The organism is Psychrobacter sp. UBA5136, from assembly GCF_002414005.1.
Lineage (GTDB): Bacteria > Pseudomonadota > Gammaproteobacteria > Pseudomonadales > Moraxellaceae > Psychrobacter.
In genome coordinates this window covers 1-19,387 of sequence record NZ_DHYG01000017.1, presented here as the reverse complement: position 1 = coordinate 19,387, position 19,387 = coordinate 1, and the positions used below count along the sequence as shown (strand labels likewise).

Here is a 19,387-nt window from a genome sequence, read left to right as displayed (position 1 = left end):
CTTCATTGATGGTACTCATATCAAGGCGCATCAGCACAGCAGTGGTGGCAATGAGAACCTACAATCCATTAGTAAAAGTGTGGCAGGACGTGCCACTAAAATTCATCTAGCGGTCGATGCTCATGGCAATCCGATTACCTTTATTCTGTCAGATGGCACTACCCACGATGTTAAAGTCGCACCTGACTTAGTAGACAAAGTTAATTTGAGCAATACAGAGGTTTTATGTGCAGATTAAGGCTATGATTCTGATGCACTACGAGCGCATATTGAACAAGCCGGGACACGGGATAACATCCCTCGAAAACGAAACACTAAGTCTTCTAACGACCATATGGACTGGGACTTGTATAAAGCACGACACTTAGTAGAAAATGCTTTCGCCAAACTAAAACAGTATAGGGCGGTTGCCACCAGATTTGATAAGCTCAAGCAGAGTTATGAAAATACAGTCGCTCTTGCTTGTGCTTATATCTGGCTCAAATTATGAATGTTCAACACGCCCTAGTATTTTTTGAATTAACAATGGCATTACTACCCCTGCTTTTTCTGCTAAGGTAATATCAACAATAGTATTTGGCGTTGGGTGTGGATTTATCTCGATGATTTTGGCACCATTTTGCTTGGCCAATTGTGCCAGTCCTGCCGCAGGGTAGACGAGACTTGAGGTGCCGATACTGATAAAAGCCTCGCAATTGGCTGCTGCATCCTCTGCCGCCCGCCATGCTTCTACGGGCAAGGCTTCGCCAAACCAAACGATATCAGGGCGTATGTAGTCGCCGCAGTGCTGACAAGTCAGCAAGTCTTCATTAAAACTCACGTCTCTTTTGCTATTTTCTTCCATTCCTGAGCCGTTGTCATAAGGCGTGTTGCATTGGCTACAGCGATTTTGCCAGAGATTGCCATGTAAATGGGTCACGCGACTGCCAGCTTGTTCGTGCAAGTCGTCGACATTTTGGGTGATAAGCGTCAATCGCTGCCCACTCTTCGCTGCATGTTGTTGCCACTGCGCTAAAGCATCATGGGCGGGATTTGGTTTTTTATCGGCGACCAATTGCCTGCGCCATTGATACCACGACCACACCAGTTTTGGGTCGCGAGCAAAAGCCTCAGGCGTTGCCAAGTCTTCAGCAGCATAGTTTTCCCATAAGCCGGTTTGCTTGTCTCGAAACGTGGGAATGCCACTCTCTGCTGAAATCCCAGCGCCCGTTAAAACACAAATGCGCTGTTTTGAGGCCAGTAATTTGGCGGCGCGTTCGACTTCTGCTATTAACGCTGGTGATAATTCTGCTAACATGACCTAACCCTTTTTAAGAATGGATATAGACTTCTATGATAGATGGAATTTGGTGGCTTGTCATATTGATAGCAGTCGTCATTGGGCTATGGTTATTGGCAAAAATGCGCGCGCCCAAAGCTACTGATAACAACCGTCTCAAGTCGCAAAGTGCAAAAACACCGCTTAATGATGCGCTGCAAAAAACCTCAGAGTTGGTTAAACAGCATTTTCCTGACCACCGCGTCAACCGCAAAGCCAATCATTTGCTGATCAGCAAACAACATAAAAAAATTGCGATGATTACGATTGATAAAAAGCTTGCCGTCGGTCAGCGCCGTTTGGGCGACGTTCCTGTGATTAATTATCACCGTGTACCCAGCCGCGCTCAGCTAACTGCTCATCTACAAGATGTAGGATAGTTTTTATAAAGCTGGACGGAGAAAATGACGTTTAGGCGTGCAGTAGGGAAGATGTAGTGAGGAAATTTATGGTATAAATTTAACAACCATATACACAACATTTTAACAATGCTGGTGCCTAACAATAGGCAGCAGCTAAGCAAGCCGAGCATTGTTATTAAAGGCTTTTAGCGAGATAAGGTAATGCTAGGAAGGGTGCAATACCATGATTGGTGCGCTCGGCGGGAATCGAACCCACGACCCTCGGCTTCGGAAACCGATACTCTATCCAACTGAGCTACGAGCGCATAGTTTGTCAACTAAAACCCAACTAACTAACACTGTATATAAGTAAATGTAATTAGCTGAAAACAGAATGACGAGGCGTCTAAAAATTAAGACCGCTTAGTCTAACAAATAAAAGTCATAAAGCCAATGAATGAAGGCGGCTATTGAGGTTTTTTAAGAAAAAACATCATAGTCGGTAAACAGGCATGGCAATCTACCTGTCTTTTCCCTTATAATGTCAGGGAAAATTCATATTTATAATCACCGATTACAAGCGCGCCCGTATGCGGGATGGCTGTTTGCTATTGATAACTGTTTGGTTGTCAAAGGAGGACAAACAGAATGTCCAAGTCGTGTCGGCCCTTGTATACGTAATAAGAGAACGTGACGAATGAGAAAAGTAGTTATGTTATCGGCAGCTGCCATTCTAGGAATCGCTAGTATCGCTGTGAGCCAAGCTGAAAGTGTTGTAGACACGCCTGTAACCGTATCTGATGTCGCAGAAGGGCAAGACGTTGTCGAAAACTTACCTGAACAGTTGGGTGAAGACCCCAAAGCTGCTGCAGATACCACCGATGCAGCGGCGCCTGCTGACGGTGCTGCAACTGATGGTACGACAACAGCAGCCGATGCAGAAGCAACTGACGCCGATGCGGCCACTGAAGAAACCGCCGCTGCTGCACCTGCCGCTGAAGAAGAGCCAATTCCGCAAGATACGCCACAAGTACAAAAGCTGATTGCTTTATATCCTAACTTGATTGCTCGTATTCAGCCGGTTGCTAAAGTATGCTTCGAAGACGATGAGGTTTGTGACGTTACTGCTCGCTCTGCTGGACCAGCAGCGGGTGATGGCCCTCGTGATGGTAAAGCCGTTTATAATGCCGTATGTCACACTTGTCACGCATCAGGACTACTTGGTTCGCCTATGTTAGGTGATGCTGGTGCTTGGGGTCCACGTATCGCCAAAGGTAAAGATACCTTGTACACGCACGCTATCAATGGCTTTAACGCCATGCCTGCTAAAGGCGGCGCTGATATCCCTGATGAAGAAGTGCAAAATGCAGTCGATTACATGGTTGGTGAAGCAAGCTAGTTTCTGTTAATCGTTACTTTTGTTAATCGTTAGACCACAACTGGTTTGCAGTCACTTTATTGGTAAAATCACTGTTACTGCTAGGCTATCTTACTTGATGAATAGTACTGCGAATGTCATTGCGACTATCATTGCATAATCGCATTGTTAAATCGCCAGTGTGATTTTTTCATAGTGAGTGTATTTAGTATTTTACGATACGCATTGATAAAGCGCCTATTTCATTTAATGAGGTAGGCGTTTTTTTACGCACGATGATTGGTATTATCAATCTCGTGGTTATAAAATCCTGCCGTTGAAATCGCTTATCGCTAGCCTCACATCAAGGCATTAGAGCACACATTAGAAAAATTAACTTTTCCCAAATTATTTTCTATATTCTTTTATAGATACATCATTAATAAAGAGGTATTCATGTCTGAGGTGCCAGCGCTATCAATCCAGAACTTATCCAAAATCTATGGCAACGGGTTTTCGGCATTAAAAGATGTCAGCTTGACGGTGCCGCAAGGAGGATTTTTTGCGCTCCTTGGGCCAAATGGGGCAGGTAAATCGACCATGATTGGCATCATTAGCTCTCTATTTAAGCCAACGGCAGGTAGTGTGCATATCTTTGGGACGGACTTATTGGCTGAGCCTTCAAAAGCCAAGCAGTTTTTGGGCGTGGTGCCGCAGGAGTTTAATTTTAACCAATTTGAGAAAGTAGAAGACATTCTAATTACCCAAGCAGGTTATTTTGGTATTGCGGCTAAAGAGTCCAAACCGCGTGCAGAAAAATTGCTCAAAGCATTGGGTTTATGGGATAAGCGCGACAATAAAGCGCGTGAGCTTTCAGGCGGGATGAAGCGCCGTCTGATGATTGCCCGTGCCCTGATCCATAAACCAAAGCTTTTGATTCTCGATGAGCCTACGGCTGGGGTTGATATTGAGCTGCGCCGCTCGATGTGGGAGTTTATGCAGCAGATCAACGTTGAAGAAAACACCACGATTATTTTGACTACCCATTATCTAGAAGAAGCGGAGCAGCTTTGTAAGCGTATTGCTATTTTAGATCATGGTGAGATTCGTATTAATACAGAAATGAAGGATTTACTCGCGCAGTTATCGGTCGAAACTTTTGTCTTTGATTTGGCAAAGCCATTGACCCAGCAAATCACTTTAACCGGCGTGACCGATACGCTCCAGCCCGATGATTTAACGCTTGAGGTGACATTGACGGAAGGCGAGTCGCTAAATGGCGTCTTTGAGCAGTTATCTAAACAAGGCGTTTTGGTAGCGAGCATGCGCAACAAAGCCAACCGTTTAGAAGAGCTGTTTATGCGTCTGGTCGATAAAAGCCTGCATGAACCTTTAGCCTCATAGTAAATTTTTATAAATTATTGGCGTTTATTAAAGGTGGGTCTTTATAGATGCCTCACTTTTATAACGGCTACCGCTACGCAATATATGAACGATAAAAATACTGAGATAAACAGTCCACTATAAATATAGCAACCATATAGGCAACGCTGTGCGCCATTATTGAGCTGTAACGCGCGCAGAATGCTTAGGAGAGATAACGCATGAACTTCGCACAACGCTGGATTGCTTTTCGCACCCTGCTGATTAAAGAGATTCGCCGCATATTACGCATCTGGCCGCAGACTTTACTGCCGCCAGTCATTACGATGAGCCTGTATTTTGTCATCTTTGGTAAGATGATCGGCTCGCGCGTGGGAGAGATGGGCGGGGTGCCATACATGCAGTTTATCGTGCCCGGTTTGATTATGATGGCGATTATCACCAACAGTTACTCAAACGTGGTCTCAAGCTTTTTTAGTGCCAAATTTCACTCAAGCATTGAGGAGCTGTTGGTATCGCCAATCTCTAAACATGCTATTTTGACCGGTTATATCAGCGGCGGTATTTTTCGCGGGCTTGCGGTTGGGATAATCGTCTTTATCGTGGCGTTATTCTTTACCAAATTAGGCATTGAGCACTTATTTATCACCGTATTTACGGTTATCGGCACCTCGGTTTTGTTCTCGCTTGGCGGTTTTATCAACGCCGTATTTGCGCGCTCATTTGACGATATCTCTATTATTCCAAGCTTTGTGTTAACACCGCTGACCTATCTTGGCGGGGTGTTTTATTCAATGGAAAATTTATCGCCCTTTTGGCAAAATATCTCGCTGTTAAACCCAATCGTTTATATGGTGAACTCTTTCCGCTACGGCATTCTTGGTTATTCTGATGTCAATGTCTGGTATTCGATGGCAGCTATCTTTGCCTTTTGCGTCATCTTTTATATCATCTCTTATCGACTGCTAAGTAATGGTTCGCGTATTCGTTTATAAATTGCCGCGAGTTCTATTTATAATATCGTCAGTTCAAAATAAAATCGATGTCTTCATGATAGAGTGCGACTGGTATAAATTTTCCTTGCTTGCTGCTAGCACAGAGGCTACGAAAAATTCATCCCAGTCGCACTCTATCAGTTTTAAATGAATTCTACTATCTCTAGCATTTTAAATATCATCAGTTTTACTATTAGGAAGTACCCATGAGTATTCACGGTATTTTAGGCGAACAAACCACCGATTATCCCACTGAGTATAGTCCCGAGACCTTATATCCAATAGAGCGCAGTCTAGGGCGCGACGTTATTGACTGGCAAGACGATAAGCTAAAACTGGGCGTCGATTGGTGGCATGCCTTTGAGCTGTCATGGCTCAGTCCGCAAGGCATTTCGCAGGTCGCTATGGCACGCTTTGGCATTCCGGCAAGCTCGCCGTTTATCGTCGAATCAAAGTCGCTCAAATTGTATTTAAATAGTCTTAACTTTACCGAGTTTGCGAGCTGGGATGAGGTGCAAACGCTGATAGCCAAAGATTTGTCCGCATGCGTCCAAGCAGAGGTAACCGTTGAGTTATTTGGCTTAAATGACGTCCTGCATGATGATTCATATAATAAGGCGTCGGGATTTTTGATTGCCCAGCCTAAAGGTATTTGTATTGATAACGCTTTAGATAATAGCAGTGAAAAAGTTGCATTATGCGCGCATCCCGATGCAGCGTTATTAAGTGAGGATAAAACGGCTACTGATTTAAAAAGCGGCAGCAATGAGAAAGTTGCTCAGCCTTATACTTTTTATTCTAATTTGCTGCGCAGTAATTGTCCGGTCACCAACCAGCCAGATTGGGGTACGTTGGCGGTTTCGATGACCAGTCATAAGACAATCGATACAGCCAGCATGCTGCGTTATATCTTAAGTTTCCGTCAGCACAATGGCTTTCATGAGCAGTGTGTCGAGCAGATATTTGCTGATTTGAGTCGATATTATGAACCAAGTCAGCTTATGGTGCGTGCTTGGTACACGCGCCGCGGCGGTATCGATATCAATCCTTGCCGCGTGAGTGATATAACATTATTACCAGCGCCAAGTCGTCTGATTCGTCAGTAAGTAAAAGGTTGGTTTTTCATCATTTACTGAGCAATTCGTTTAGACACAAAAAAAGCGCCTATCTTATTAACTAAGATAGGCGCTTTTTATTGCATAAGTTTTATTAAAAAAACTATTTGCTGCTTACTTTGGCCAATATTTCTTCGTGGCTAAGCATTTGTTTTTCGCTGTCGCGGCGATTGACGTATTCGTATTTGCCCTCCGCCAAGTTGCGGTCTGAAACTACGATACGATGCGGAATACCAATCAATTCAAGGTCAGCAAATTTCACCCCAGGACGCTCATTACGGTCATCAAGTAGGACGTTAACACCTTGAGCTTTTAGCTCTTCATACAGCGCGGTTGCCGTCTGCATGACGGTGTCTTCTTTTGATTTCATCGGAATGATAGCCACCTCAAACGGCGCAATCGAATCATCAACGCTTGGTGTTTGTGGCCACATGATGCCGTTTTCATCGTTGTTCTGCTCGATAGCAGCCGCGATGATACGGCTGACGCCAATCCCGTAGCAGCCCATCATCAGGGTGACCGGTTTGCCATCTTCACCAGATACGGTCGCATTCATTGCTTGCGAGTACTTGTCACCCAATTGGAAAATATGACCGACTTCGATACCGCGTTTGATTTTTAGGCTGCCTTTACCATCAGGAGAAGGGTCGCCTTCTTGCACGTTGCGTACATCAACGACGCGGGTAATGCTCGCATCACGCTCCCAGTTCATACCAATGGTGTGTTTATTGACCTCATTTGCGCCCGTCACGAAGTCTGACAAGGCGGCGGCTGAACGATCAACAAATACGGGCATATCCAGATTGACACCGATAAAGCCTTTATGCAGGCCAGCGGCTTTTAGCTCTTCATCAGAAGCCATCGTTAAAGGCACATTGGCTTCTTCGATTTTTTCAGCTTTGATAGTGTTGAGCTGGTGGTCTCCGCGCAGCACAATCGCAATCAGTTGCGGCTCACCGTCTTCGGTATGACCGTGGACGATTAAGGTTTTTACCGTGGTCTCTAACGGTACACCTAGATGTTCGGCAACCATTTTACAGCTGGTCATGTCTTCTGTTAAGACGTCTTCGCGCATCATTTTTGGTGGCTGGCGCTCTGCGGTGCTGACTGATTCCGCAAGCTCAACGTTGGCTGCATAATCAGAAGCGTCAGAAAAGGCAATATCATCTTCACCGCTGTCTGCCAACACGTGAAACTCATGCGAAGCAAAACCGCCGATAGAGCCCGTATCCGCTTGTACCGCCCGGAAATCTAAACCCAAACGGGTAAAGATGCGCGTGTAAGCGTCATACATGTCATGGTACGTTTTTGCAAGTGACGCTTGGTCAACGTGAAACGAATACGCATCTTTCATGGTAAATTCACGCGCGCGCATCACGCCAAAGCGCGGACGAATCTCATCACGGAACTTACCTTGGATTTGGAAAAAGGTAATTGGCAATTGCTTATAACTGCGCAGCTCGCCTTGGGCAAGGTTGGTGATGACTTCTTCGTGCGTTGGGCCAAGCACAAAATCGCGGTCGTGACGGTCTTTAAAGCGCAGAAGCTCAGGACCATAATCGTCAAAACGACCAGTCATCTGCCAAAGCTCGGCAGGCTGGGTCATTGGCATCAGCACTTCTTGAGCGCCGACATTTTGCATCTCTTCGCGAACGATGCGTTCGACTTTTTGCAACACGCGCAAACCCATCGGCAACCAGATATATAATCCAGAAGCCATTTTACGAATAAGACCTGCTCTGACCATTAATTGGCTTGAGGCGATATCAGCATCGCTGGGAGTTTCTTTTAGCGTGGCAAACAAAAATTGACTGGCTTTCATAAATAAAGCGGAACCTTATCAACGATAAAATAAATAAGAAATAGTAGGATATTGAGCGTGTGCTTTGATGGCCGACGCAAGCTTACCTTTTATCACTTGGTAATAGTCTAGGACCTGCCTAGCTAAAAAGTACTGCACCAAGCAGTACGTTATTAGAAAGTGCGTTCATAAAACGCCTTGCAAAAAGGCTGGAACTTTTCATTTTTGTACGAATGCATCCATATTGACAGCGTCACATTTTTAGCAGAAAAGCCAGAAAAATGGGTGCATGCCAACATTTTGCTTATACAATCTGACTATGGTAGGTAAAGTTCGTCTAAGACGCAATGACTTTTTGTTTTTTCAGCTGAAACAGTCGTCAAACCCGCTAATAATACTAAAAGTGCGCGGTTTGTTGAGCTGTTTATTGCGCTGATAAGCAGTAAGTTTTTTAGGCCCATAGACAAAGAGAGGCCTAGCTAATACAACAGTATGATGTATAAATTTTTAGATATAAATAGTTCAGTAAAAGGTATTTTCTAAGTTGGTTCTGTGGCATCAATTATGTAGGAGAATGGTAGTAACTGCTTGAAATGGTTATAAACTACTCGCATTAAAGACGAAATACTTACCAATTTATTGCTGTTTAAAAATTCATTGCTGTCTAAAACTAGTCATAAAACCTTGAGGTAGTTTACATGTCCAATCCTGATAACCGCTCTTCTGTGGGCAATCATAATGTCAATCGCCCGCCAGCGAAAAAACCCATCGCCGTGCTGTCGTGGCTGGTATTGCTTATTGGCCTTGCCGCGCTCGCTTTTGCGATTTATAGCATACAAAACCTCAGCAAAGAAGAACCGATAGAAACCATTACCCGTGAAGGGGTGGTGATGCAAATTCAAAAATTAAATCGTTTGGAGACGGTGGCGTTTAGTGTTGATACGGTGATTACCAGTCAAAAACCAGGCAGTTGGATGAAGCTGTGGCAGGATGAGCAAAAGGGCTTGTTTATCGCACGCGGGCGCGTAGAAGCGGGCATTGATTTGAGTGCGCTAACGCCTGAGATGGTTCAGGTGGTACAACCTGAGATTAATGATAGTGATGTGCAGGAAGCGAGCGCCAATACGCCCATCTCAATGATGCCGCAAATTCATATTACCCTGCCGCCATCAGAGATATTTTCCGTTTATCTAGATGATATCGAGATTTACGATTGGCAAACGGGGGCGTTTGGCATGATGCAAGTCGATCCAAAAATTTTGCAGCAAGCGCAAAGCATGGCAAAAAAAGAAGTGCTTGAGCGCGCTTGCCGTGGTGATGTTATGAATTTGGCGCTGCAAAATGCACAAACACAGATGCAACAGCTATTCTCACTGACTGGCGCAGTGGTAACGGTGACCACGCAAGGCGCCGGGGCTTGCCAAATGCCAACGGCTTAATGCTTAGATTTTAGCACGAAAAGATAAGCCAAATCCTTTAACAAACCATTACGCTCGTTAACCAATGTTGCTTGAAGTTATCGCCAATAAGGTTACTATATTATATAAGCAGTATTATATGACAGGTCTTACCTGTGTTTAACGGCAGCCTTATAGATGAAATGCTGTCGTTAAAATAAGCTTATATGATATAAGAGGTGGCGCATATGACTACTCCTAACAATCAGCCAACTGCTCACAAGAAGCGCATATTAACGAAACGCCCTAAAGAAAAAGAATCGCTATCTTTTGCCACTTGGGTGCTGCTTATCATAAGCTTTACCTGTTTAGCCTATGCCATTTATACCATTCAGATGCGCATAGTACAGTCTGCTGTCGATGTGGATAATCCTAGTGGAGCACAAAGTAGCTTAGTACAAACAGACAATTAGTATTGCTGTTTTTAAATCATAACTGCTTCTAAATATAGGCTATTTTTTAAATTCAGCAATCGCCAGTTGTCGTGCTGCTTTATGCTCAACCATTGGTACAGGATAATTGATGTCAGCAAACTGACCACTCTTTGCCAGCGCTTTACGCATTTTATCTTCGCTGTGCAAGATACTGCTCGGCACGTCTTTTAATTCTGGCAGCCAGGTTTTAATAAATAACCCATCAGCATCGTGGCTCTTAGCTTGGCTAAAGGGGTTCATAATACGAAAGTAAGGCGCTGAATCTGTGCCCGTTGACGCGCTCCACTGCCAGCCGCCGTTGTTAGAAGCAAAGTCACCGTCTATGAGCTGCTGCATAAAATAGCGCTCGCCTAAGCGCCAGTCAATCAGTAAATCTTTGGTCAAAAACATGGCCGTGACCATCCGCAGGCGATTGTGCATAAAGCCTGTCGCATTGAGGCAGCGCATTGCTGCATCGACCAATGGCACGCCTGTCATGCCTGTACTCCACGCTTTAAAATCCTCTTCATTGTATGACCAGTGTATCTTATTATCGGTCTCTTCTTTATAGGCTTTATGGCGAATAAGGTTGGGCTTGTCCACCAAGACATGACGATAAAAATCTCGCCACGCCAGCTCGCTTATCCAGTGATTGATGTCATTGTTATCGGACTTATCAAAGCCATCAGCGCTATTAAAATTGTCGCTATCATTACCCTGTAGTTTCTCCAGCGCTTTTATGGCTTGCAAATAGCACAGTCTTGGGCTAATTGCTCCGATAGTAAGGTAGGCTGATAGCTGGCTGGTCGCGTGTAAACTTGGCACATCACGGCTGATATCATAATTAACAATATCATCAGTGATAAAATCCTCTAAACGCTGACAGGCTTTATTTTCTCCAGCAGGGTAGGCTGTCCTAGCTTGGTCAAGCTGAGCGTCGATATCGATATGCTGGTAGGCTTCATTATTCTGTAACTGTTTTTGGTAATCTGCGACTAGTTTTTTACTTAAATTTTCTATGTCTTTAAGAGTATTGGCGCTGTCTTTTAAAGTTTTTAACGTACTTTTTGAATGGTTATTTGCCGCCATTGCCTCGTGTATTTGTAAGCTGCTGACGTCTAAAGTATGTCGCCACTTTTTATAAAAGGGCGTAAAGACTTGATACATGCTATCGCCGTCATTGGTGGTAATGCTTTGCGGCGGTAAAATACATTGGTCATGCCAGCGGATAAACTCGATATTATTTTTTGCCAGTTGCTCGGTTAACTGCTTATCGCGGTCAATCTCATTACCTTCATATTCATGATTTGCCATGACAACGTTGATATTATTCACCTCACACAAAGTTTTTAGCGAATCGATACAGTCTGCAAAGCTGGGGCAGCGCTGCACGGTTAAGGTGATGTTTAATTGTTTGTGCAAAGTTCTTGCTAGGATAGGCAAGGTACGGGCGATATGATCAACTTGTACAAGCGACATATCATGCGCGCGCCACTGCTCTGGCGTCAAAAAAAATAGCGCACTGACTTGAGCGTTTTCTGCGTTTGCCTTTTCACAAATGGCTGCCAGTGCCGTATTGTCATGCAGCCTTAAATCACGACGAAACCACATTAAATAATGCGCCCGGCCGATATTGGTGTTAGCCCTGTTGCCGTCATTGTTGTCGACCTTACCAGACGCCGTCTGAGACATGCAAGTATCCTTGTATGAATGAATGGATGAATCAATCGCAATCATAAACAAAACTGCGAATAAAAGTATGCTAGGATAAGTTTTTGGATGCAATGACTTTGCTAACTGGTTAACAAATCATCATATTTGATTAGTGCTTAACATAAATCCGTGTGGCCTAGCGAAATTCCCCCTGTCGTCAGTTTTACAGTATCATACTGAGCGTCATATTTAAGGTTATAAAAGGTTATAAAATGCGCGTTAAGTTTTGCGGCTTTACCCAGCCTAGTGAGATTAAAACTGCTGCCAAGTTAGGCGTCGATGCGGTTGGCTTGGTATTTTATCCGCCAAGTCCGCGCGCGGTTACTAGCGAGCAGGCGCAGTTATTAAGCGCCTCTTTACCTGCTTTTATAAGCGTGGTCGCTCTAGTTGTGAATATGCCTGAAGATGAACTGATTAAACTAGCAAATAGTGTCCCTTTTGATATCATTCAATTTCACGGTGATGAAACGCCCCTACAGTGTCAAAAACTGGCGGGTGCCGTCAATAAACGCTGGATTAAGGCGTTACGTATTAATGCCGAACAGCATAGCGCTGCGAGCATAAACGCTCAGATAAATGAGTTTGCTGCCGCAGGGGCGAGCAGTATTTTATTAGACGCTTATCATCCTGATAAATATGGCGGTACTGGCGCGCGCTTTGACTGGCGTCTTTTGCCAAAAGACAGCTCGCTACCGATTATTTTAGCGGGCGGGCTTGATGCTGATAATGTCGCTGCTACTCTTGATTTGCCGATTTATGCCGTCGATGTCAGCGGCGGGATTGAGATCGATAAAGGCAAAAAAGATGCCGCCAAGATGCGCGCCTTTATGAAAGCGGTCAAACGCGACCGATGGCAAAGCGTGACGGTCACTGACGCCAGCTAAGTGTTTTACTACAAGCACTCTTATTTGGTCGTTATTCCGATTTTCTGCTTAAATTTCTCCTTACCCTTATACTAAAAATACCACTATCACAGTAGGAATTATCATGAGTCATGTCGCAAGCACAGATTTGTCAAACGCTGCAAAAGCCATCAATACCTTTACCAATCCAGAAAACGTTCAGGACTTTAACCAATATCCTGATGCGCGCGGGCATTTTGGTGTCCACGGTGGCCGTTTTGTTTCAGAAACGCTAATGGCCGCGCTTGAAGAACTAGAAATCTTATACACCAAAGTAAAGGCCGATCCCGCGTTTTGGGAAGCGTATCATAGTGATTTGGTCAATTACGTCGGTCGCCCAACGCCGCTGTATCATGCCAAGCGTTTAAGCGATGAGATTGGCGGCGCGCAGATTTATTTTAAGCGTGAAGACTTAAACCATACGGGCGCGCATAAAGTGAACAATACCATCGGTCAGGCGCTGCTTGCCAAAATGTGCGGTAAAAAACGCATTATTGCGGAAACTGGCGCGGGACAACATGGCGTCGCAACGGCAACGATTGCCGCGCGTTTGGGATTGGAATGTATCGTTTACATGGGTGCTGACGACGTCGAGCGCCAAAAAATGAACGTTTATCGTATGCGCCTGCTTGGTGCAACGGTGGTGCCTGTGACTTCAGGTTCGCGTACGCTGAAAGACGCCATGAACGAAGCCATGCGCGATTGGGTGACCAACGTTGATACCACTTATTATATTATTGGCACCGTTGCAGGGCCGCATCCTTATCCGCTTCTGGTGCGTGATTTCCAAGCGATTATTGGAAAAGAAGCGCGTATTCAGCATTTAGAAAAAACTGGCAAACTGCCTGACGCCTTGGTCGCTTGCGTTGGCGGTGGCTCAAATGCGATCGGCCTATTCTTTGATTTCTTAAACGACACTGAGGTTAAAATGTATGGCGTTGAAGCAACCGGCGACGGCATAGAAACTGGTCGTCATTCAGCGCCATTGGCTGCTGGTCGTATCGGAGTGTTGCACGGTAATCGCACGTATTTAATGGCCGATGATGAAGGTCAAATTCAAGAAACGCATTCTATTTCAGCGGGACTTGATTATCCGGGCGTCGGCCCTGAGCACAGCTTCTTAAAAGACATGAAGCGCGTTGAATATGTGGGCTGTACCGATAAAGAGTCGTTAGAGGGCTTTCATGAAGTGACGCGTAAAGAAGGCATTATTCCCGCGCTTGAATCGGCTCATGCGGTCGCCTATGCACTTAAACTTGCTAAAACCATGACGCCTGAACAAAGCATTATCGTTAATATGTCGGGTCGCGGTGATAAGGATTTGCATTCGGTAATGAAGGCAGAAGGGATTGAGTTGTAGTCGCGTATGGTACTGCGAACTATAAATTCACTTTTATAAAAAAATCGATCGGCTCTCTTATCAAATCATAGAAAACCAATAGAGAGCCAATACAGCCAGTTTGAATTAATTGTAGAGACCACTATGACCCGCATTGAAAGCACCTTTGAAACCTTAAAAGCCCAAAATAAAAAAGCCCTGATTCCTTATGTTATGGCAGGCGATCCCAACCCTAGCAACTTTGTTGGCCTCTTGCATGATTTAGTCAAGCACGGCGCAGATATGATTGAAGTTGGCTTGCCTTTTTCTGACCCCATGGCCGATGGCCCTACCGTCGCTTCAGCTGGCGAGCGTGCCTTGGCGGCAGGAACGAGTACGCGTGATGCGCTAAATATGATTGCAGAATTTCGCAAACAAGACAGCCAAACGCCAATTATCCTAATGGGGTATCTAAACCCTGTTGAGATTATCGGTTATGACAATTTTGTCGCCTTATGTGAGCAGTCAGGCGTCGATGGGATTTTGATGGTTGATTTGCCACCAGCAGAGGCGGGCAGCTTTACGCAGCATTTAACTGATCACTCGATGAATGAGATTTTCTTATTATCGCCAACGACTTTGCCTGAGCGCCGTGAGCAAGTATTGACCCATTGCGGTGGTTATATTTATTACGTTTCGCTAAAAGGCGTGACAGGTTCGGCGACGCTAGATACCGATGATGTTGCTACCCAAGTGCAGGCGATTAAAGCCGAGACTGATTTACCAGTGTGCGTGGGCTTTGGTATCCGTGATGCAGCATCTGCCAAAGCAATCGGTCAGCACGCCGATGGCATTATCGTTGGTAGTGCGCTGGTGCAAAACTTTGCCGATATCGATGCTAAAGATGCCTCTGCGGTGGCAACTGCTCAGCAAAAAATCATGGCCAAGATGGATGAGCTGCGCGGCGCGCTAGACAGTTTAAATAGCTGAGGCAAGTTAGCGTCACAATATTTATAAGATGTTTATAAAGACACCGTTAAATGGCTTTGCTAAAGTTAGTTTACGTGTGTAAACTAACCTCACATATAAATTGTTACAGTTGCGCCAAAGCGTGCTTTATGACTGCTCATGTCATAAGCGATGTGACTTTTAAATTGATTCTTATAAATGGACTCTTAGGGACAAGTGGCTAAGCCAACTAAGCCAACTAAGCCAACTAAGCCAACTAAGCCAACTAAGCTAGCTTGGCCAGCTTGCCCATAAGCCTTTGATAATGGCAAATAATATGACTGATACGATAACCAAACCTGACATGACTACCACAAATGGCGTCGAAAAAAACGGTAACACTGCCGGACAATCTTGGTTTAATCGCCCGATACCCGGCATTAAGCAGCAACTGACAGCACCGTTGACGGCGGTCGAAACCGAACCTTCAACCAAATGTAGCAACTGTCATTCGATGATTACCAATACGGCGCTGATTTTTAACTGTTACGTGTGCCCGCATTGTGATCATCATTTACCGATGACTGCTCGTGAGCGCTTAAACTGGCTGCTTGATCAAGTAGATGGTGAGCTAGGGCAAGAATTTAACGCTAAAGACCCGTTGAGCTTTGTCGATAGCAAGCCGTATCCGCAGCGTATGACCGAAGCGCAAGACAAGACAGGCGAGTCCGAAGCGCTAATAGTCATGTACGGCAAACTGCGCAATCTTGATGTGGTCACCTGTGCCTTTGATTTTCGCTTTATGGGCGGCTCTATGGGCTCAGTGGTCGGCGACCGTTTTGTCCAAGCGGCTGAAAAAGCCCTTGAAGATAAAGTGCCTTTGATCTGCTTTGCGGCCTCTGGCGGCGCGCGTATGCAAGAAGGTTTGCTGTCATTGATGCAAATGGCGCGTACGGCAGCGGCGATTGAGCGTTTGCGCTTGGCTGGCGTGCCATATATCGTGGTATTGACCAATCCTGTTTATGGCGGTGTGACCGCATCGCTTGCTATGCTTGGTGATATCCATTTAGCAGAACCAAAAGCGATGATTGGCTTTGCAGGCAAGCGCGTGATTGAGCAAACCGTCCGCGAAACGCTAGAAGAACCGTTCCAGCGTGCCGAGTTTTTGCTAGAGCACGGCGTGGTTGATGAAGTGGTGCATCGTCATCAATTGATAGATACCATTTATCGTTTGCTCGCAAAGCTATGCGGCGTGCCGAATGTTGATGCTTAACTTACTCAGCGGCTCGACTAATAAGTAAATGAGGCTATTATCGCACGCTACTTATATTTAGTAGCATGCTTAAATTTATCAAAAATGCAAAACCAACAAATAGCATTTATCGTCAAGCACGGTAAATGCTATTTTTGCTTTTTGGCTAGGTAGTTATATACTGTCACTATTTTCTTAATGAGTGCTTTCTCATTCTTTATTTTCCTTCGAAAAATTCCATATAGGTTCCGCCCATGTCTGACTCTATCGTTTCTCACCCTAATCCTCCTAATCAGCATTCTAGTTTGACAGAATGGCTCGATTATATGCAGCAGATTCATGTGTCGGCGATAGATATGGGGTTGTCACGCGTTTTGCCCGTGGCTGAGGCGTTGGGCGTGGTGCAGTCAGCCAAGGACGACGCCTATGTATTTACCGTAGCGGGCACCAATGGTAAAGGCTCGACGACGGCTGTCATCGCGCAGATGTGCCAAACAGCCGGGTATAAAACGGCGCTGTATCAATCACCGCATCTCAGCGTTTTTAACGAGCGTGTACGGATTAATGGCGAGATGGTCAGCGATGAGACGTTAATCAATGCGTTTAGCAAAGTCGAGAAAGCGCGACTAGGCTGTGATTTGACTTTATCGTTTTTTGAGATGACAACGCTTGCCGCACTATTAATATTTGCCGAAGCAGATTGTGATGTGTGGGTGTTAGAAATTGGGCTCGGCGGTCGCTTAGATGTGGTCAATATCATTGATCCTGATATGGCGGTCATTACCAATATCGCCATCGATCATGTCGATTGGCTGGGGGACAATGTCGAAGCTATTGGCCGCGAAAAAGCCGGTATCTTACGTGACAACATTACTTTAGTGTATGGCGCTACTGCGATGCCAGCAAGTGTGCAAGAAGCGATTGCCACCCATCAGGCAACTTGTTATCAAGTTGGACAAGACTTTGATTACCGTGCAGTGGATGCGGCGACTTGGCAATATAGTAATGCCGCGGTCACCATGCAGCTGCCACGGCCAGCGCTATCCTTGACCAATACTGCCAATGCCTTATCAGCGGTGCTCGCAAGTCCACTAAATGTTGATAAAAATGCTATCGAGCAGGCTTTGCAGACGGTCAAGCTCGCTGGCCGTTTTGATCATCGTCAGACGCATAATCGCCATTGGTTGTTTGATGTGGCGCATAACGAGCAAGGCGTTGAGTTTTTATTGACGCAATTATTACCGCTTTGGCAGCAGCATTTGGCCAAGCAAAACAGTACTGAGCACCTAAGCAGCAAACCTGCCAGTATTAAAATGCTGTTTTCTATGTTGGGTGATAAAGACATCGATAAAGTCGTCCAGCGTTTGACCGAAGCGGGCTTGCCTATTAGCGATTGGTTTATCGCTGAGATTGACTATCCGCGCGCAGCAGCTACTGAGCAGCTGCAAAGCGTCTTAGCAAGCTATGTTGATAAGGCGCAAATACATGATTTTGCTAGATTAAAAGACGCGACGCAGGCCGTGATAAATGCCAGTCAGCCGCAGGACCTCATCGTGGTATGTGGCTCTTTTCATACAATTGGCGAGGCACTGGCGGCACTTGAGGCTGATAATTTAAATTAAAATTTGGGCTTATTTAATGTTAGTCTTAGCAGTAGCATGATGGCAGACAGTAGGAAAAATATACTTTATAATCAAAACGATTGAATATAGCGTATAAAGCTTAAAAACTGATGGATGGGCGAGCTACTAAAGCCAAAAAGCTTATGGTCTTGAAGCGATTGCTCCCAAAGCGATAGCTGCGCCGCTCAATCAACCTTATTACCAACTAAGAGACGTAAACGGATGAACTTTTCGAGACAAGCCTTATTGGGCATTGGGATGATTATCGGCGGTAGCGTGATGCTATACGCCATGGTACAGCAGATCGGTGATAGCAACAAACCTGAGCCAGCGTCAGCGATAATCGACAAACCGGCTGCTGAGCAAGCGCAGCAGCAGCCATTGACCACTGATATTGAAACTGAAAAGCGTATCTTGGCACAAAAACAAAAAGAGCGTGCCGCCCGCGTCGCAGAGCAAGAACGACGGGCGCAGCAGTTCTTAAGCGAACAAGAAGCTGCCGAAGCTGAAGCCTTAGCCAAAGCTCGCGCTGAAAGCCAGCAATACCTGGCAAGCAGTACGCCTGCCGCTAAAGACAGCGACGACAGTAAAGACGCTAAAAAAGATGACGCAACAGCAGCGCCGTCAAAACCTAGTACTGATAGCAACAATACAAGCGCGCGCGAACAGCAAGAAGCTGCCAAAAAACTAGCCGATAGCAAAAAAGAAGCGGAGGCAAAAAAGCAAGCCGAGGCAAAAAAGCAGACCGAAGCTAAGAAACAAGCGCAAGCGGCCGCTGAGAAAAAACAAAAAGCAGCGGAAGTAGCTAAAAATGAAGCACCAAAATCGCCATCTGAACATCAAGTAAAAAAGGGTGACGGGCTGATTAAACTGGCGCGGCAATACAATATGCCAGTAGAGGTTTTAGCGCAAGCAAATAATCTTTCACCGTCGACATCGCTACAGCTTGGCCAAAATTTAATCATTCCATCGCGTCAGCAGGTGGCGCGTTTAGCACGTGAGGCAGCAGCGGCTGAGCAGGCGCGTGAAGAAAAGCGTCAAAAAGAAGAAGCCTTAGCTAAAAAATCGGCAGATGCTAAGCGTGAAGCTCAGCAGCGGCTTAGCGAAGCGCGTAAAGAAGTGAAAGAAACCGATGCTAAAGGTAGCTTTGGCGTACAAGTGGCATTAGCAAATGACCAGGCCAAAGCCGATGAACTGGCAAAAAAATTCCAATCAGCAGGCTATCAAGTCAAAACCAGTCCTACCAGCCGCGGCGTCCGCGTGGTCGTTGGTCCCGAGCGCGGTAAAGTTGCCGCTTTGGCATTAAAAGATAAGATTAATAGTGATCCTAAAGTCAATACCACCAATGCTTGGGTTTTATATTGGCGTTAAAAAGCCATTTAATTGCTGTAATCTAATTACCGTTATTGCGAAATAAACAGCATAACTTTAATTAGGGCGTGTCATCAATTA

16 protein-coding genes, 1 tRNA gene and 1 pseudogene are annotated in these 19,387 nt (G+C 45.4%); 14 read left to right on the top strand and 4 right to left on the bottom strand.

The features are described from left to right. Nucleotides 1-490: pseudogene (locus B4240_RS02320) on the top strand (IS5 family transposase); the annotation flags it as partial. Here the strand turns inward: B4240_RS02320 and B4240_RS02315 are convergent. Continuing rightward, nucleotides 485-1,297, bottom strand: coding sequence for an NAD-dependent deacylase (locus B4240_RS02315; RefSeq protein ID WP_296236635.1), 813 nt, complete (start codon nt 1,295-1,297; stop codon nt 485-487). The pseudogene B4240_RS02320 and the gene B4240_RS02315 sit on opposite strands and share 6 nt — an antisense overlap. Nucleotides 1,298-1,332: 35 nt before the next feature. On the opposite strand from B4240_RS02315, the gene B4240_RS02310 reads away from it, so the two are divergent. Next, nucleotides 1,333-1,698 carry a hypothetical protein gene (locus tag B4240_RS02310; RefSeq protein ID WP_296236634.1) on the top strand — a complete coding sequence of 122 codons (366 nt, stop codon included), beginning with the start codon at nt 1,333-1,335 and terminating at the stop codon, nt 1,696-1,698. A gap of 210 nt (nt 1,699-1,908) precedes the next feature. On the opposite strand, the gene B4240_RS02305 is transcribed toward B4240_RS02310, so the two are convergent. Next, nucleotides 1,909-1,985, bottom strand: a tRNA-Arg gene (locus B4240_RS02305). A gap of 386 nt (nt 1,986-2,371) precedes the next feature. On the opposite strand from B4240_RS02305, the gene B4240_RS02300 reads away from it, so the two are divergent. The 4 genes from B4240_RS02300 (at nt 2,372) to queF (ending at nt 6,500) form a co-directional block, all read left to right on the top strand. Continuing rightward, on the top strand, nt 2,372-3,058 hold the full coding sequence (locus B4240_RS02300; protein WP_296236633.1) for a c-type cytochrome: 687 nt from the start codon (nt 2,372-2,374) through the stop codon (nt 3,056-3,058). A 414-nt stretch (nt 3,059-3,472) separates the two neighbouring features. Further along, complete coding sequence (locus B4240_RS02295) at nt 3,473-4,420, top strand: ABC transporter ATP-binding protein (RefSeq protein ID WP_296236632.1); 948 nt, start codon at nt 3,473-3,475, stop codon at nt 4,418-4,420. A 200-nt stretch (nt 4,421-4,620) separates the two neighbouring features. After that, entirely contained in the window at nt 4,621-5,394 is a 774-nt protein-coding gene (locus B4240_RS02290; protein WP_296236631.1) for an ABC transporter permease, read from the top strand. Between the two features lie 206 nt (nt 5,395-5,600). Further along, nucleotides 5,601-6,500, top strand: coding sequence for an NADPH-dependent 7-cyano-7-deazaguanine reductase QueF (gene queF, locus B4240_RS02285; protein WP_296236630.1), 900 nt, complete (start codon nt 5,601-5,603; stop codon nt 6,498-6,500). A gap of 112 nt (nt 6,501-6,612) precedes the next feature. Here queF and B4240_RS02280 read toward each other — a convergent pair whose 3' ends face one another. Beyond that, nucleotides 6,613-8,331: a proline--tRNA ligase gene (locus B4240_RS02280; protein ID WP_296236629.1), complete on the bottom strand. Its 1,719-nt coding sequence runs from the start codon at nt 8,329-8,331 to the stop codon at nt 6,613-6,615. A gap of 677 nt (nt 8,332-9,008) precedes the next feature. Between B4240_RS02280 and B4240_RS02275 the strand changes: the two genes are divergently transcribed. Both B4240_RS02275 and B4240_RS02270 read left to right on the top strand, forming a co-directional pair. Beyond that, nucleotides 9,009-9,749: a DUF4230 domain-containing protein gene (locus tag B4240_RS02275; RefSeq protein ID WP_296236628.1), complete on the top strand. Its 741-nt coding sequence runs from the start codon at nt 9,009-9,011 to the stop codon at nt 9,747-9,749. 206 nt (nt 9,750-9,955) lie between these two features. Further along, nucleotides 9,956-10,180, top strand: a complete 225-nt coding sequence (locus tag B4240_RS02270; RefSeq protein WP_296236627.1) for a hypothetical protein — start codon at nt 9,956-9,958, stop codon at nt 10,178-10,180. A gap of 39 nt (nt 10,181-10,219) precedes the next feature. On the opposite strand, the gene B4240_RS02265 is transcribed toward B4240_RS02270, so the two are convergent. After that, nucleotides 10,220-11,872, bottom strand: coding sequence for a cryptochrome/photolyase family protein (locus tag B4240_RS02265; protein ID WP_296236626.1), 1,653 nt, complete (start codon nt 11,870-11,872; stop codon nt 10,220-10,222). Nucleotides 11,873-12,105: 233 nt separating this feature from the next. On the opposite strand from B4240_RS02265, the gene B4240_RS02260 reads away from it, so the two are divergent. The 6 genes from B4240_RS02260 to B4240_RS02235 all read left to right on the top strand — a co-directional run bounded on the left by B4240_RS02260 (nt 12,106) and on the right by B4240_RS02235 (nt 19,306). Further along, nucleotides 12,106-12,777 carry a phosphoribosylanthranilate isomerase gene (locus tag B4240_RS02260; RefSeq protein WP_296236625.1) on the top strand — a complete coding sequence of 224 codons (672 nt, stop codon included), beginning with the start codon at nt 12,106-12,108 and terminating at the stop codon, nt 12,775-12,777. A gap of 103 nt (nt 12,778-12,880) precedes the next feature. Continuing rightward, nucleotides 12,881-14,155: a tryptophan synthase subunit beta gene (gene trpB, locus B4240_RS02255; protein ID WP_296236624.1), complete on the top strand. Its 1,275-nt coding sequence runs from the start codon at nt 12,881-12,883 to the stop codon at nt 14,153-14,155. A 123-nt stretch (nt 14,156-14,278) separates the two neighbouring features. Further along, nucleotides 14,279-15,103, top strand: a complete 825-nt coding sequence (gene trpA / locus B4240_RS02250) for a tryptophan synthase subunit alpha (RefSeq protein WP_296236623.1) — start codon at nt 14,279-14,281, stop codon at nt 15,101-15,103. A 322-nt stretch (nt 15,104-15,425) separates the two neighbouring features. After that, nucleotides 15,426-16,334, top strand: coding sequence for an acetyl-CoA carboxylase, carboxyltransferase subunit beta (gene accD, locus B4240_RS02245; protein WP_296236636.1), 909 nt, complete (start codon nt 15,426-15,428; stop codon nt 16,332-16,334). Between the two features lie 233 nt (nt 16,335-16,567). Then, nucleotides 16,568-17,935 carry a bifunctional tetrahydrofolate synthase/dihydrofolate synthase gene (folC, locus tag B4240_RS02240; RefSeq protein ID WP_296236622.1) on the top strand — a complete coding sequence of 456 codons (1,368 nt, stop codon included), beginning with the start codon at nt 16,568-16,570 and terminating at the stop codon, nt 17,933-17,935. A gap of 222 nt (nt 17,936-18,157) precedes the next feature. Then, a complete protein-coding gene (locus B4240_RS02235; RefSeq protein WP_296236621.1) occupies nt 18,158-19,306 on the top strand; it encodes an SPOR and LysM peptidoglycan-binding domain-containing protein in 1,149 nt (382 codons plus the stop codon). The last annotated feature ends 81 nt before the right edge of the window (nt 19,307-19,387 follow it).

Excerpts from the sequence above, each read along its gene's own strand:
- B4240_RS02315 (WP_296236635.1), bottom strand. The coding sequence starts at position 1,297 with ATGTTAGCAGAATTATCACCAGCGTTAATAGCAGAAGTCGAACGCGCC.
- B4240_RS02310 (WP_296236634.1), top strand. The coding sequence starts at position 1,333 with ATGATAGATGGAATTTGGTGGCTTGTCATATTGATAGCAGTCGTCATT.
- B4240_RS02300 (WP_296236633.1), top strand. The coding sequence starts at position 2,372 with ATGTTATCGGCAGCTGCCATTCTAGGAATCGCTAGTATCGCTGTGAGC.
- B4240_RS02295 (WP_296236632.1), top strand. The coding sequence starts at position 3,473 with ATGTCTGAGGTGCCAGCGCTATCAATCCAGAACTTATCCAAAATCTAT.
- B4240_RS02290 (WP_296236631.1), top strand. The coding sequence starts at position 4,621 with ATGAACTTCGCACAACGCTGGATTGCTTTTCGCACCCTGCTGATTAAA.
- queF (WP_296236630.1), top strand. The coding sequence starts at position 5,601 with ATGAGTATTCACGGTATTTTAGGCGAACAAACCACCGATTATCCCACT.
- B4240_RS02280 (WP_296236629.1), bottom strand. The coding sequence starts at position 8,331 with ATGAAAGCCAGTCAATTTTTGTTTGCCACGCTAAAAGAAACTCCCAGC.
- B4240_RS02275 (WP_296236628.1), top strand. The coding sequence starts at position 9,009 with ATGTCCAATCCTGATAACCGCTCTTCTGTGGGCAATCATAATGTCAAT.
- B4240_RS02270 (WP_296236627.1), top strand. The coding sequence starts at position 9,956 with ATGACTACTCCTAACAATCAGCCAACTGCTCACAAGAAGCGCATATTA.
- B4240_RS02265 (WP_296236626.1), bottom strand. The coding sequence starts at position 11,872 with ATGTCTCAGACGGCGTCTGGTAAGGTCGACAACAATGACGGCAACAGG.
- B4240_RS02260 (WP_296236625.1), top strand. The coding sequence starts at position 12,106 with ATGCGCGTTAAGTTTTGCGGCTTTACCCAGCCTAGTGAGATTAAAACT.
- trpB (WP_296236624.1), top strand. The coding sequence starts at position 12,881 with ATGAGTCATGTCGCAAGCACAGATTTGTCAAACGCTGCAAAAGCCATC.
- trpA (WP_296236623.1), top strand. The coding sequence starts at position 14,279 with ATGACCCGCATTGAAAGCACCTTTGAAACCTTAAAAGCCCAAAATAAA.
- accD (WP_296236636.1), top strand. The coding sequence starts at position 15,426 with ATGACTACCACAAATGGCGTCGAAAAAAACGGTAACACTGCCGGACAA.
- folC (WP_296236622.1), top strand. The coding sequence starts at position 16,568 with ATGTCTGACTCTATCGTTTCTCACCCTAATCCTCCTAATCAGCATTCT.
- B4240_RS02235 (WP_296236621.1), top strand. The coding sequence starts at position 18,158 with ATGAACTTTTCGAGACAAGCCTTATTGGGCATTGGGATGATTATCGGC.